This is a genomic window from Roseivirga thermotolerans, assembly GCF_014653175.1.
In the GTDB taxonomy this organism is placed as follows: Bacteria; Bacteroidota; Bacteroidia; order Cytophagales; family Cyclobacteriaceae; genus Roseivirga; species Roseivirga thermotolerans.
This window is the reverse complement of record NZ_BNAG01000002.1, coordinates 181,119-196,194: the sequence shown is the minus strand read 5'-3', so window position 1 is coordinate 196,194 and position 15,076 is coordinate 181,119. Positions and strand designations below refer to the sequence as shown.

At 43.8% G+C, this 15,076-nt stretch carries 8 protein-coding genes; 7 read left to right on the top strand and 1 reads right to left on the bottom strand.

Annotated elements, in window-relative coordinates:
• Positions 1 to 60: 60 nt before the first annotated feature.
• The 4 genes from IE164_RS06800 to IE164_RS06785 all read left to right on the top strand — a co-directional run bounded on the left by IE164_RS06800 (position 61) and on the right by IE164_RS06785 (position 5,769).
• A complete protein-coding gene (locus tag IE164_RS06800; RefSeq protein WP_189629468.1) occupies positions 61 to 1,143 on the top strand; it encodes a hypothetical protein in 1,083 nt (360 codons plus the stop codon).
• Between the two features lie 445 nt (positions 1,144 to 1,588).
• Positions 1,589 to 2,764 (top strand): hypothetical protein, encoded by a 1,176-nt coding sequence (locus tag IE164_RS06795; RefSeq protein ID WP_189629467.1) that lies wholly within the window; start codon positions 1,589 to 1,591, stop codon positions 2,762 to 2,764.
• A gap of 88 nt (positions 2,765 to 2,852) precedes the next feature.
• Entirely contained in the window at positions 2,853 to 3,173 is a 321-nt protein-coding gene (locus tag IE164_RS06790) for a PadR family transcriptional regulator (protein ID WP_189629466.1), read from the top strand.
• A 4-nt stretch (positions 3,174 to 3,177) separates the two neighbouring features.
• The gene (locus IE164_RS06785) at positions 3,178 to 5,769 is read left to right on the top strand and encodes an ABC transporter permease (protein ID WP_189629465.1); all 2,592 of its coding nucleotides are present in this window, start codon (positions 3,178 to 3,180) and stop codon (positions 5,767 to 5,769) included.
• A 170-nt stretch (positions 5,770 to 5,939) separates the two neighbouring features.
• Here the strand turns inward: IE164_RS06785 and IE164_RS06780 are convergent, their stop codons facing one another.
• Positions 5,940 to 9,035: a VPS10 domain-containing protein gene (locus tag IE164_RS06780; protein WP_189629464.1), complete on the bottom strand. Its 3,096-nt coding sequence runs from the start codon at positions 9,033 to 9,035 to the stop codon at positions 5,940 to 5,942.
• Between the two features lie 405 nt (positions 9,036 to 9,440).
• Between IE164_RS06780 and IE164_RS06775 the strand changes: the two genes are divergently transcribed.
• The 3 genes from IE164_RS06775 to IE164_RS06765 all read left to right on the top strand — a co-directional run bounded on the left by IE164_RS06775 (position 9,441) and on the right by IE164_RS06765 (position 15,025).
• Positions 9,441 to 11,813, top strand: a complete 2,373-nt coding sequence (locus IE164_RS06775) for an ABC transporter permease (RefSeq protein WP_189629463.1) — start codon at positions 9,441 to 9,443, stop codon at positions 11,811 to 11,813.
• 104 nt (positions 11,814 to 11,917) lie between these two features.
• Positions 11,918 to 12,259, top strand: a complete 342-nt coding sequence (locus IE164_RS06770; protein WP_189629462.1) for a PadR family transcriptional regulator — start codon at positions 11,918 to 11,920, stop codon at positions 12,257 to 12,259.
• A 102-nt stretch (positions 12,260 to 12,361) separates the two neighbouring features.
• Positions 12,362 to 15,025: an ABC transporter permease gene (locus IE164_RS06765; RefSeq protein ID WP_189629461.1), complete on the top strand. Its 2,664-nt coding sequence runs from the start codon at positions 12,362 to 12,364 to the stop codon at positions 15,023 to 15,025.
• Positions 15,026 to 15,076 lie beyond the last annotated feature (51 nt).

Here is a 15,076-nt window from a genome sequence, read left to right as displayed (position 1 = left end):
CGCTGCAAAGATAGTGAACCAATGCACATTTCAAATTCGCATGGTAACCTTTTCTGAAATTTGACATTAAGATATGTGCACAAATACCAAAAAGTCAGTAATCCTAGTCAAGATTCGAGCCGTACTCCCTCAAGAGCCATTCAAAATCAGACCAGGCCTGCCCAACTTGCTCTAAATAAAGATTCACGAGCCGCACTGCTTTCATCGGGTCTGGTACAGCTTGCTTCACATAAATACAGTAAACTGGTCAAAGCTGAGCAATGGGGCAACAATAGGGCCAACCGCCCACTTGTAAATAAAGCAGTGTCTCCTCAACTTTCTGTAAAGCAGATGATGTTCAGCACCGCACATGGAGCCAGAACAGCGATAACAACCGACAATCAAACTATATTGAAGGATGCACTGGAGGCACTTCATGAAGTTCAGGAAGGAACCCTGGGAGATGCATCAAGCTTTGCGGCTAAAACGGCCGCACTGGCAGACAGGGTGAAGAGTTTAAACGGACATATCGATGAAGAAACTAAAGCTGCCATAAAGAACCTCTACGAAGAGTTTGGTGAATTATCGTTCAGAGTTAATCCGGTTTTAAGGGAGGCATGGGATCGGTGTCTGGCTTCAACCCGTGATGCTGCTGCCAGAAGCAGGTATGGAAGAGTTGGCCCTAAGTTTCGCTCTAAATTTCAGGAAGTACTGCACGAAATTGCTGTAGCGCATCCGGCATTAGTTGGCCTAATCAATAACATTATCACAGACGATGTAAATAAAGAACACATGGTAAATAAAGGACTTGGAGGTCTACAAACGGCCAGCATAAACCTAATGGATGCTGGAGTGGGTGAAAGACAGCGGGGTGGTAGGGGTTCGCTTTCCGAACTACATAAAGAACTTCACCGACTAAAGTCAGGAGGTGCGTCTTACGACTACAACTCCATGTTGCCCGTGATTCGGCAGATCATTGAACAAGTACAGGCCACTTATGATCCTGATGCTATGGGTACTCTTACGCTTGCCCCTCCGGCAGCCGGTGCTTCTGCCATGCCAGCCGCAGCTGCCCCTATGGTAGGGGCACCAACACCGGCTATGGCGGGTGCTGGTGCAGGAGCAGGGGCGGGTGCTCTACCGACAGCTACAGGATCCAGTTAACACCTTTGTTGAATCCTAATCAAATGAAATACAAATACCCAACCTTCTCTGGTTGGGCCGTACAGATAGCCATTTGTAATTTTCACATTACAATAATTTTAAAAACTACATTTAAGGTGAAATTGAACTACTTTTCTGCACAACCCGGCAACACACTCAGCCCATATAAGAATTAGAGCAACTAATAGGGTTACTTACTTAAGTCGCAAGAAGTATATTTCTGAACCTTGCCTCCATTTGTGTCTTCACAAATGGCTGTTAAAAGACGCTATGAGGACACAGCTTGTGGCCAGTATACCGGATCTAACAAATGCGATCTAAATGAGTAACCCTAAAATCTAAAGTAAAATATTGTCTTATCTAACTTTACTATTAAACTTATAAGTTATATTTTAATATTCCTTTCTCCCTAACACACACAACATTTAAATAATCACACCAATAAATGAAATCAATTGTTCTTACTATTGTATTAGGGAGTACTATACCCATTGATGGACTCTATGCGCAGAGACCTCAAATGGTAAGTGCTGTTATTGACGGCTGCGGCCTAAGTGATGGCTATGGAGAGTATGTAGTGGTGTACGGTGGCGGCTCATCATTCACCCTCTCTCCCTCTACGCTCGACTTAAGGTATGGCACATCGTCTCCGGCCTCAACCACATTTACCGATAGCTTCGAAAGTCTATCTGTTGCTGCTACATGGGCCTCTACCCTCAACGCACTGCTACCACTAAGCGGTTGTTCCGATCTAAATTTCATTGGTGCTTCTTCCGGCTCGACCATTCCTTCCGGAAGCCACCTGGTGGTATTTAATAATATAAACCTTACATCTATTAATTTTTCCGGGTGGTGTGGTTTAGGCCTTGGCAATGTATATGTTGTGCTTTCTAACGATAGTTCCTGGCCAGACAACGGTCTGTTTGCCAACAGCCCCTCCGGCTTCAGGTACTTTCAGTCTATTGTAAACGGTACTACCACCAATTTTAACTATCAAAACCTATGGGCCTCTACAAGAAACGGCAATTACCTTGTATGGCACAATGGTGGAGGTGCGCCTTTTGTTTATGCCAATTATCCTAATTGTAACCCAACCGATGGGCAATCATTGCCTGTCGACCTTATTAGTTTTAAAGTAATCGCGAGAACAACAGATGTGATGATCACCTGGTCTACAGCATGGGAAGTAAACAACAGTCATTTTGAGGTGCAGCGCTCACCGAACGGATGGGACTGGAACGTAGTGGGTAAGGTAGAAGGGAGTGCTCATGCAACACATACCATAGCCTACAGTTTCGTTGATGCAGAACCGCTTGACGATAGATCGTATTACAGGCTAAAGCAAGTAGATTTTTCCGGGCAGAGCGAAATCTTTGAAGTGCAAAGCGTCTATTTTAAACGCGAGTTCAAGGTGAAAATAGTATCGAACCCGGTGAGCGAAATTCTTACCCTAACCGGTAATCGGCCACTAGAATATTTGCAAGCAACCAACAACAGCGGACAGTTTTTCGACCTAAGACCTATTGACAGAAATACCTACAATGTATCTCACCTTGGAGCAGGTTACTACCGACTGATTATTCCCAAACACCCTCCCATCTCATTTATTGTGGATAGATAAAATCATTAAAAACTACATTTAAGGTAAAAATTAATTGAATCGCTTTGTCCCTGAATTATTAAAAACTACATTTAAGGCAAAAATTAAAATGGGCAAACATCATCTGGGAGAGTTTGAGGAGATAGTAATGCTCACCGTGGCCATTCTCAAAGAAGAAGCCTACGGTGTATCTATTATCGAAGAAATGGAAACCCGTCTGAATCGGTCAGTCAGCATGGGAGCATTGCAAACTGTTTTGAAACGCCTCGAAGGCAAAGGCTACCTGGAGTCTGAACTAAAAGGAGCCACTAAAATACGTGGCGGCAAGCGCAAAAGGTACTTTACTCTAACCTCACTGGGGAAATCGGTGCTTAAGGAAACCAAGGAACAGCGCCTCGGGCTTTGGAACGCCATTCCCGATTTTGCCTAAGGTTATGAAAAACACCAACCCTCCTCAGTTGCTTTTGCGCTTCTTTCGGTGGTTTTGCGATCCATATATGGCAGAACACCTGGAAGGAGACTTGCTCGAGCGGTTCGAAAAAAGACAGTTGGAACGTGGCTCTGCCAAAGCAAAATTTCTTTTCGCAAAAGATGTTCTTCTGCTGCTAAGACCCGGCATTGTTCGTTCCTTTAAAGGATATCAAAAACTCAATTATTACGACATGTTCAAACACAACTTAATCATTACGCTCCGGTCGTTTGTTCGACACAAAAGCTCCTTTATCATCAACCTACTAGGCCTCACCACAGGCTTGGCCTGTGTACTGCTTATTTATCTTTGGGTGAATGACGAACTGTTGGTTGATGGTTTTCATGAAAATAAAGAAAGCCTCTACCATATTATGTCTAACCATACCGATGCTAGTGGCACATTTACTATAAAAGGCACTCCCGGTCTGTTGCACGAAGAAATAAAAACCCAGGTGCCCGAAGTCCAATGGGCTGCCGTCTATACCGACCCTCATGAATACACTGTATCGGTGAGCGGAAGCACGCCATTATCGCTCAAAGTGCAAGGTAGATTTGCCAACCAGGAGTACCTGAGTGCCTTTTCATTTCCGTTGAAGGCGGGTCAATCGCAAAGCCTGCTGTCAACTAACTACGATGCACTAATTACCGAATCGCTGGCAGAGCGCCTTTTCCCCAATCAGGATGCTCTGGGACAAACTATAGAATGGCACTTTAGAGGCTCTAAAACTGAATTCAAAGTGAGTGGTGTGTTGGAAAACATTCCCCAAAATAGTTCTGAGCAATTTGAGCTTATTCTTCCATGGAATTACTTCCACGATGAACTCATTACCTACAAACAATGGGGTAACTACTATGCCCGCCAATCTGTGGTTATTGGCCCGGGTAGTTCTGCCGAGGTAGTGGGTCAAAAAATAGATGCTATTTTTAAAGCGAACTTGCCCGATACCAGGGTAGAGCTGTTTCTAAGTCCATACACCGACCTATATCTGCATGGTAAATTCATTAATGGCGAGCAGGCCGGTGGACGCATAGAATCGGTACGGCTTCTCTCCTTTATTGCCTTACTTATTTTGCTTATCGCCTGCATCAATTTTATCAATTTAACCACCGCAAGAGCCTCGCAACGTATGAAAGAAGTGGGGGTTAAAAAATCGTTGGGGGCTACCCGACAATCACTAGCCTATCAGTTTTTAACCGAATCGGTACTACTCTGCGCATTGGCCACTTTACTAGCCTTCTTGCTGGTATTTTTACTACTTCCTGAGTTTAATCATATCACCCAAAAAAATATCCGTCTTGTGTTTAGTCCGCAACTGCTTGTTGCCGCCACTGTCTTGTTGTTGGTGGTAGGACTGTTGGCCGGAAGTTATCCTGCCCTGCACCTTTCCCGACTCAAGGCCCTGCTTATTTTAAAAGGTTTTAAAGCCACCAATAACTCAAGTGGAATAGGCCGAAAAGCCCTGGTGGTATTTCAATTCGCTCTTTCAACGGTACTCATTGTAAGTGTGGTGGTCATTTTCAGGCAAATGGAATTGGTACAAACTAAAAACTTGGGCTACGACCGCAATAACCTGATTTACTTTGAGCGAGAAGGGCAGCTTACCGATCAGTACGAGGCCTTTCTCGCTGAACTCAAAAACTTACCGGGAGTAGAAAATGCTGCAGTTTCGGGCTTTATGGTTGGGGGCATGAACTCTACCGGAGGTGTTGGTTGGAAGGGCAAAACGGACGAGGATCAGATTCAGTTTTGGGAATATAATGCGGGCATAAACTCTGTGGAACTGCTGGGAGTGGAATTTCTGAAAGGCCGAGGATTTTCAGAAGAGTTTAAGACAAACGAGAACGGAGTTATCTTTAATGAAACGGCTATCAAAGCCATGGGTATGGAAGATCCAATTGGCAAAACCGTTTATCATTATACGGGTCAAAAACAGATTGTAGGCGTTGTAAAAGATTTTTCGATCGCCTCCATCCATAAACCGGCAGAACCGGCCCTTTTTCTATACCGTCCGGAATCTACTCATTTCATTATGGCCAGAATCAATGGTGAGCAAACTTCAACTACTTTACAGCAAATTGAGAAGCTCTACAGCCAGTTCAATCCTGAATTCCCATTCAAACCCATATTTGTAGATCAAGACTATCAGGCCCTATATGCTTCCGAACAACGAATGGCAGTACTATCGCGCTACTCGGCCATATTGGCTATTCTTATTTCTTGTTTGGGACTGTTTGGGCTTACTGCTTATACCACCGAAAAAAGGGTAAAGGAAATCAGCATAAGAAAGGTTCTGGGGTCTGGTGTATGGCGAATAATTGTACTACTCACCGGCCAGTTTTCAATTTTAGTCGGGCTGGGCATCATCATAGCTCTGCCGCTCAGCTACTGGGCTGCCCAACAATGGTTGAGCGACTTTGCGTATCAAATTGAACTGAAATGGTGGTTCTTTGCTTTGGCTGGCCTTGGCACTCTGTTACTGGCATGGCTCACCGTATTTGGGCAAACGTTTAAGGCAGCCAGGGTAAACCCTGCCACCAACCTGCGTAATGAATAAACAATGCTGTCTTAAAAGTTATTGCTTGCGTCATTCCCTGCCTAACGCCTAGGGTAAGTTTGATTCAGAATCTCCACTGACCTTGCTTCTAAGCTCTTTGGAGATTCTCGATCGAGTTTGAGAACGTTAACTTTTAAGACAGCACCTTACTAATTGAGGGGCTCTCTTGGTTAATTAAAGCCTTTCACCAGCTCCAGATTTAGTCCCTCTACAAAGCTTTTATAGGCAACCCACTCATTATTAAAAAAGTCATTGATTCTTTGAAGTACCGGTTGCCAATTCTTACTCACATTACTATAAGCATATTGAGCCGCCTGCGACAAGGGATCGTAGCTACCTCCTATTTTGCTCCTTAGATTGCCCAACTGGTTAGAAATAGCATTAGGATCACTCCTAAAACCCTGAACCGGCTTTTCAAAAATCAACTCCCTCAAAGCCGCCAGCTCCTTTTTTACCTGACCTGACTTCTTTCTTAGCTCTTCATTGTCTTCATCAAGAACCTCTACCCTGCTCACAATTTGTTGTGCTTCGGTAAGCCGATCTACCGCCTCAGTCATTTCGGTCACTAGTGCATTGTATTGGGTAATAAACCTTTGTTTCTCTTCTAAAGCCGGCATATCCCACTCCACCCGCTCATCTTTTAACAAATTGAGTGTTCCGGAGGCAGAAGTTCCGTTATAAGTAAGTTTTACGGTATATGTACCGGGCAGCGCATCGTAGCCACCAGGAGGAGTTACCTCTTCCCCTGTGGGCTTTCTTTGACCGGGACGTCTCACACCATCTGTTTCGAATCCCCAATACACCCTGTTTAGCCCTTGATCCGGTGCAAAGTACCGGGTTCTGATCACTTCGCCATTGGCATCGGATATTTCCATTTTCACACGTCCTTTCTTCTCTTTCACATAGAAGTTAATGGCTGCGCTAAACGGTTTATTCTCTCCGAAAAACATACCATGACCTGTACTTCTGTAGCCCCAGTATGGGCCAATAATGGCATTAGTGGCATCAGGAATTGAAAATAGATGCAGTTCTTTCTCCATGAGCTTGTCGGCACCCAGGCTGGTTGCTTCTCGCAAAGGCCTTATGTCGTCCAAAATCCAGATGGCACGACCAAAAGTACCTATTATCAGATCGTGTTCTCTGGGATGAATAGCCAGATCCATAGTGGGTACTGTGGGGAATCCGTGTGTCCACTTTTCCCAGGTCTGGCTGCCATCCATACTTACATATAGGCCTGATTCTGTACCCAAAAACATTAGGTTTGGCTCAACCGGATCTTGCACAAAAGCAAGGGCAAAACCAAACACATCAGTATCGTCTACAATTCGTTTCCAGGTGCGTCCGTAGTTGGTAGTCTGATACACATAGGGAGACCAGTTATCTCTGCGGTGGTCATCGAACACGACCACAGCAGTACCCTCGTTGTGAGTACTGGCCTTTATTTGTTGTACCCAGGTGGCCTCCGGCAATCCGGGAAACTTTCCGGCACTATTCGTCCAGCTTTTACCTCCATCGCGCGTCAGTTGTACGTTACCATCATCCGTACCCACCCATATTAATCCCTGCTCTCTGGTGCTTGGCTCTATTACCGTAATGGTAGTGTGCATCTCAGCACCTGAGTTATCATAGTTGAGCCCTCCAGTATCGAACTGCTTCTGTTTTTCGGGGTTATTTGTGGTAAGGTCTGGTGAAATAATTTCCCAGGTCAATCCATGGTCGCCCGACTTAAACAAGTACTGGGCTCCAAGGTATACAGTCTTCTTATCGAAGGGGTCTATATTCACTCCGGCATTCCAATTCCAGCGTAGTTCTTCTCCATTAGGATGCTCGGGTTGAATACCCAGCATTTTGCCGGTTTCTCTGTCGTAGCGTTGAATGTTAGCTCCTTGGCTCAATGAGTATCCATAGCGTGAATCTAGCGGGTCGGGTACTACATCGAAACCGTCTCCTCCTACAATTCTTTCCCAGTAGCTATTCCTTATTCCTCCCTGCTTCAGCAGCTGACTTGGCCCTAACCAGGCACCATTATCTTGCATACCGCCCATTACATTGTATGGGGTTTCCATATCGTAATTCACATGGTAAAACTGGCCAATCGGCAGGTTTTCCGAATATTGCCAGCTACCACCGCGGTCGGTGCTCAGCACTAGCCCCCCATCATTACCCAACACCATAAAGTCGGGATTATCGGGATGCACATAAAAAGCATGATTATCGACATGTACATAGCCGGGGTTTACAAAAGTGCTAAAGCTTCGGCCACCGTCTTCGCTAAATGTAACTGTGGTGTGCAGCGAATACACTCTGTTTTCGTTTTTAGGGTCTACATAAATCTCGGCATAATAAAACGGTCGGTTACCAATACCACTTTCGCCTTTGTTGGAAATCCTATACCAAGTTTCACCTCCATTGTCGGAGCGATACAGGGCATTCTCTTTCGACTCTACATAGGCGTAAATCCGATCGGGCATAGAGGGAGCTATGGCCAATCCTATTCGTCCCAAATCCCCTTTAGGTAACCCATGTTCAGCCGTCTTTCTCTTCCAGGTTTCTCCACCATCATGCGAAATATAGATACCCGAGGCCGGCCCTCCCGAATTAAAAAACCAGGGCCATCTTCTATGCTCCCACATAGCCGCAACGAGCTTATTGGGGTTAGTAGGATCTATCACAAGGTCAGCAATTCCTGCACCGGGCACATCATAAAGCACCTTTTTCCAGGTCTTTCCACCATCAGTTGTTTTAAAAACACCTCTCTCCGGATGCTCGGCCCATGGAGAGCCAATAGCCCCCACCCAAACGGTATTGGGATCGTTCGGATGCACAATTATGCGATGGATGTTTTTTGTCTTTTCTAAGCCCATATGTTGCCAGGTTCTTCCGGCATCCAGGCTTTTATAAATTCCATAACCCGAATTGAGCGAGTTTCTTGGGTTACCCTCACCGGTACCTACCCATATAGTGCTAGGGTTGGAAGGATCTATCTTTACCGCTCCTACCGAAGCTACTTCCTGATTGTCAAAAACAGGCTGCCAGGTAGTTCCTCCACTAGTAGACTTCCACAAACCTCCGGAGGCTGTTCCGGCATAGATAATGTTAGTGTTGTGCCGAACTACATCGATAGACGTAATTCTTCCGGACATTCCTGCCGGGCCAATAGACCTCGGCTTCATGGTTTCGAATAAAGAGAGGTCTGTTTGAGCCTGTAAGCTGCTATATGTAAAAGCAACTAATAGAAAGAGTAGGGCTTTGGATGATTTAATCATGGAGCAAATGGTTTTGCTCAAAAATAGCTTATCCTAAACAGTCCTATAAATATGTTTATCTGAGTGGTTATTGGTAGAATAAGAAAACGTAACTGATCTAAAACAGCCTTGCATATTTCAATCAAGGCCTTTCTAAACATCCACATAGCACTCTTTACATTTTTGCCAGACATTTTAAGCAAGTTAGACCAAATCGGCCTAGTTATGCATTTTTAGTCCACATCCCGATAAATAAGGGATGTTCAAACTCAACAAACCAAAAAGGGGGGGGGTCTGCTATGCAACCTTCAGGGTTTAATAAAATCTATGAAGTGTTTGAACTCGCAAATAAAAGACAGGAACTGATATAGATGAGCTCAAAGGTATTTTATCCAATTCAGTAACAGCTGACCAAATTTCACATCAATGCTAAGACATCATTTTCTAAGTAGTTTCAGATACCTTCAGAGAAATAAAATTTATTCCCTTCTAAACATTGGAGGTCTGGCAGCAGGGATTTCCATTGCCCTTCTGGTTGCCCTTTGGATCAATGATGAGCTTTCTTTCAATAAGTACCATGAGAATTACGATAGAGTGGTTAAAGTACTGAGAAAAAATACCCAAGGAGAAATTTCAGTTAGCGACACCCATGTGGGCAAACTTGGCGAATTATTGAACGAGGATTACCCATCCCTATTCAAACATGTTGTTTTAGCTTCAAGCCCAAAGCAACATGTTTTATCAACCAATGAGAAAACCTTTACTCAAACCGGAATTTTTATTCAGGATGGCGCACCTGAGCTCCTCTCTCTAAAAATGAAAAAGGGAAGCTGGGATGGACTGAAAGATTTGAATTCAATTATGCTTTCAGAGTCATTGGCTACTAAACTATTTGGGGACAAGGATCCGATTAACCAATTCATTAAGGTGAATGCCGAATGGACCTTACTGGTTACTGGGGTTTATGAAGATTTACCTAAAAACTCTTCGTTCGCAGAGGCATCCTTCTTCTCTCCTATAGAACGATATTACAAGGACAGCCCAAGACTTTACAACTGGCGTGTTTATTCCATGAATATTTATGCTGAATTGTTACCAAATGTAGATATAGATGTTGCTTCGGAGACCATAGAACAACTGATGAATCAACATTCTGAAAAAGCAGAAAGTGCTCTTTTTTTTCAGCCAATGAGTGATTGGCATTTGTATTCTTCTTTTGAAAACGGCAGCCGGGTAATGAGTGAGTCTTTAAAATTCATTTGGTTCTATGGACTAATAGGCACATTTGTGTTGCTGCTAGCCTGCATAAACTTTATGAACCTTAGCACAGCCAAATCAACAAATAGAGCTAAAGAAATTGGGGTTCGTAAAGTATTGGGCTCAAAGCGCTCCCAGCTTGTTTACTATTTCCTAAGCGAATCCATTATCAACACCTTTCTGGCCTTTCTTTTATCTATTATAGTAGCAATACTCCTGCTGCCATGGTTTAATGATCTGGCCTATAAAAGCATCAAATTCCCTTGGGCCAACTTGAGCTTTTGGCTGTATGCACTCATCTTCATCGGTGCCACTTCTTTTATAGCGGGAAGTTACCCTGCTATTTATCTTTCTTCACTTGCCCCAACTAAAACACTAAAAAGAAAGCCTTCTAAGAAAAGGGTATTTAACCTAAGAAAAGTTTTGGTAGTAGTTCAGTATACCATTTCCATTTCATTGATCATTGGAACTTTAGTAGTTCGCAAACAGATAGAGTTTGCCAAGAACAGGTCGCTTGGTTATAATCAACAAGGCCTTCTGACAGTTAATTCTAAATCGCCAGACTTTGCGGGTAAATTTGAATTGCTAAGAAGTAACCTCATATCTACTGGGGTTGTTTCTGAAGTAGCAGAGGCCGACCACCCTTTAACTACCATACGAGGAAACAATAATGGCTTTGATTGGAACGGTAGACCTGAAGAATCGAACCCAATGTTCAACACCGTAATGGTTTCCCCTGAATATGGTAAAACTGTAGGATGGAATATTATCGAGGGAAGAGACTTCTCAAGAGAATTCTCATCCAATAGAAACTCAATTATACTTAGTGAATCTGCAGTGAAAGTGATGGGGCTTGAAAACCCCGTTGGAGAAAGAATAAGATCCAGATATGATTATGATGGAAAGACAGAGTTCACAGTAATTGGTGTGATTGAGGATATGGTTAAGGAATCTCCCTTCGACCCACCTATGCCAGCGATTATTTTTCCTTCAGAAAATGACATGGAGTGGTTATTTATTCGATTGAACACGGCCGAGAAAACTGCCTCTGCTATTAACAAAATAGACAAAGTGTTTGTGAGCATTCTTCCAAACACCCCGGTAAGCTACGAACTTACTGAAGATGTGTACTCATTAAAGTTCCAAGCAGAGGAGCGACTTGGCAAACTAGTCGGTTTCTTTAGTGCATTAGCCATTTTTATTAGCTGTTTAGGGCTTTTCGGCATGGCCTCTTATATGGCAGAAAAACGCAGCAAAGAAATTGGCATTAGAAAAGTATTAGGTGCCAGCACTGAAGGGCTATGGGTATTGTTATCAAAAGACTTCGGTATTCTAATACTTATAGCCTGTCTTATTTCTTCTCCATTGGCCTACAATGTTTTGGACAATTGGCTTCAAGGCTATGAGGTTAGAACTGAACTTTCATGGTGGTTATTTGTAGTTGCAGGCCTCTCTGCTGTTCTTATCACCCTAGCTTCTGTAAGTATTCAAACCTTCAAAATAATTCTCAAAACTCCTTTAAGCTACCTTAAGGAAGATTAAGCCACTTAAAGAAGAACCCAAATAGAGGTTTGGCTATATTTCTTACTAAAAAGTAGAACATATAAATTTTAATACCGTACATTTGTTCTACAATCTAGTATGTTATGAAAGAAACTAAACTGGGCGATTTTGAGGAGGTAATTCTTTTGTTGGTTGGCATTCTTGACAAGGAGGCTTATGCCTTTAGAATTGCCGAAGAGTTTGAATCGCAAACGAAAAGGGCCGTATCCATTGGCGCTGTGCACTCTACCCTTAACCGGTTGGGCGAAAAAGGTTTTTTAACCTCAGCAATGGGTGGCGCAACTGCCGAGAGAGGCGGTCGGAGAAAGCGGATTTACCAAATCACTGCCGCAGGACAACGGGCATTAGAAGAGTCCAAAGACTTTAAAATGTCACTTTGGAATCAGTTCCCTGCTTTTGCCGGCAATTTGAAATTCAAATTTTAAACGTGACTGCGAGCCGTCCTGTAGACTGGCAACAAGGTGGTTTCCCTCTACAAAGAGGAAGCTACCACTGTCATAACTACTCCGCAATGGCGCCTCATTAAAATGAAGAACTCTAAAAGACATATTGCCCCTCCCCGATTAGCTGAAAAGCTACTGCTCTGGTTCTTGAAAGATGAACTGGCGGAAGAGGTGTTGGGCGATCTGGACGAGAAGTTCTATTCAACAGCAGAAAAACACTCAACACGAAAGGCAAAGCGCAACTATTGGTTTCAGGTCATTAACTATATGCGCCCTTTTGCTTTCAAAGCCACAAAAACTCAGCGTATAACAACAAATCTTATGATTGGTCATTTCTTTAAACTCTCCTGGAGAACACTTCAGCGCAACAAAATTTTTTCATCTATAAAAATTACCGGTTTTGCCATTGGCATTGCTGCCTGCATACTCATTTCACTATTCATTGGGCACGAACTTACCTACGATAGGCACTACCAAAATCAGGATCAGATTTTCCGAATAGCAAACCAATATGCCGGTACCGGAGACTTTGGTAGGTGGACAAACATGCAAGGGCCTTTTAAGCCCATTTTGGAAGACTACATTCCGGAAATAGAGTTGGTAGCCCGCACTGTATTTTGGAAGTGGGGAGATGTTGGCGAAAATCATATCAGAAGGTCAGACACAAACGCTAACATTTTTGAAAGTGGTTTCTTCTATGCCGACCCCGAACTATTAGAAATTCTGGAAATACCCATGGTATATGGCAATGCAAAGACAGCTCTCACCGAACCCAACAGCATTGTGATTTCCAAAAGTAAGGCCGACAAGTTCTTTCCCGGAATAAATCCAGTGGGTCAGCAGCTTATTTTAAATGATAGAGCAACTCAACCCTATACAATAGGGGGAGTAATGGAAGACTTACCCAACACTATGCATTTGCAAGGTGATTTTATACTCACTCTAAAGGGCCGGGAATCTGGCCCCGGTTCCACCGGCTGGTGTTGCTCCAATTATACCTTCTATATAAGAACCAAACCGGAAACTCAAAAAAGAGCCATTGAACAGAAACTTGTGAAGGTGAGAGACACCTACGTAATGGATAAACTGAGCGAAGCCGGGGTAACCGATCTGGAAGATATGCAAAAATACAGGTCGTATTATCTACAACCCATAGCCAATGTATATTTGAACCCTGAAGATATTGAAGACTATCAACAGCACGGCTCCATTGAACTGGTCTGGATTTTTGGTGCTATTGCCCTGGTTATCCTACTTCTGGCCTGCCTCAACTTCATCAATCTGTCAACTGCCAAATTAATTAACCGCTCCAAAGAGGTAGGACTCAGAAAGGTGGTAGGCTCATTCAGATCTGGGCTTATTTGGCAATTCCTTGTAGAATCTGTGCTCTATTGCTTTTTGGCTGTATTACTCGGGCTAGTATTTGTCACTCTGGCACTACCTACCTTTAACTTTATTGCCGAAAAGTCGCTGACTATTCCCTGGGCAAGCCCCTGGTTCATACCTCTATTGCTGCTTTCTGTATTGGTCGTTGGGCTTATTTCAGGAATCTACCCTGCCCTATATCTATCAAAATTTTCACCAACCGAGGCACTAAAGGGTAAAACACGGTTGAGCAGAAAGGCCTCTTTTGTGAGAGGCGGCATGGTGGTGTTTCAGTTTACTGCAACCGTAATTCTGATTATCTGCACACTGGTCTTGCACCAGCAATTCAACCACTACATGAACCAATCGTTGGGCTATGACAAAGAACAGGTCATCAATATTCTTGGGTTGGAATCACTCGAGCCTCAAAAACGCGATGTACTAAAAGAAGAATTGCTCCGCCTTCCAACCGTAGAGAGCGCCACACTTGGCGACTATCTACCTGTATCCGGAGGCCGAACCTCGAATGCTGGCTACTGGCTGGATGGCCGTAAAAGTATTGACCCCGGGTTTGAGGCGGCCACATGGCTTGTAGACGAAGACTACCTCCAAACCATGAGCATGCGGTTGGTAGAAGGAAGAAACCTCACTGGCCAATCGCTCGATAGTGCCAGCATTATTATTAATCAAAGCATGCAAAAATACCTGCAATTGGAACAACCCATTGGGGCAAGACTCATAGACATGTTCGATAACAAATATGCCGTTATTGGTGTGGTCGAAGACTTTTATTTTGAGTCGCTTACCGGCAACATAGGCCCACTAGCAATGCTACAGGGCAAAGGTAGTTCTACACTCTCGGTAAAAGTAAACACTGATCAACTTAGCGAAGCCGTTGCAGGAGTCAGCTCGGTTTGGGCAAGTCTTAAACCCCATCAACCCATTCGATATACTTTTCTGGACGATAGGTTCGAACGTATGTATGACGACTTACTGAGAGCCAAAACTATCTTCATTATCTTCAGTGTTTTGTCGGTTACTGTAGCCTGCCTTGGTTTGTTTGCCCTTTCTGCCTTTACCATAGAACAGCGAGGCAAAGAAATAAGCGTTAGGAAAGTGCTGGGGGCTAGTGTAAGCCGCATTTTCAGGCTTCTAGCCACCGATTTTATACGGCTGGTTCTTATCTCAATTGTTATAGCCATTCCTATTGGTTGGTACCTGGCTCAGGGCATTTTGCAAGATATGGCCAACACCATCCGACTTTCGTGGCCCCTATTCGGTCTGGCTGCGATCATCGCCTTTGCCGTTGCCCTGTTCACCATAAGTTTTGAAGCCATTAAAGCGGCTCTCGTCAACCCTGCAGAAAGGTTAAGATCCGAATGAAGTTGAAACACCCATACACGATTAGCCAAGTAATTCTCTCATCAATCTGGA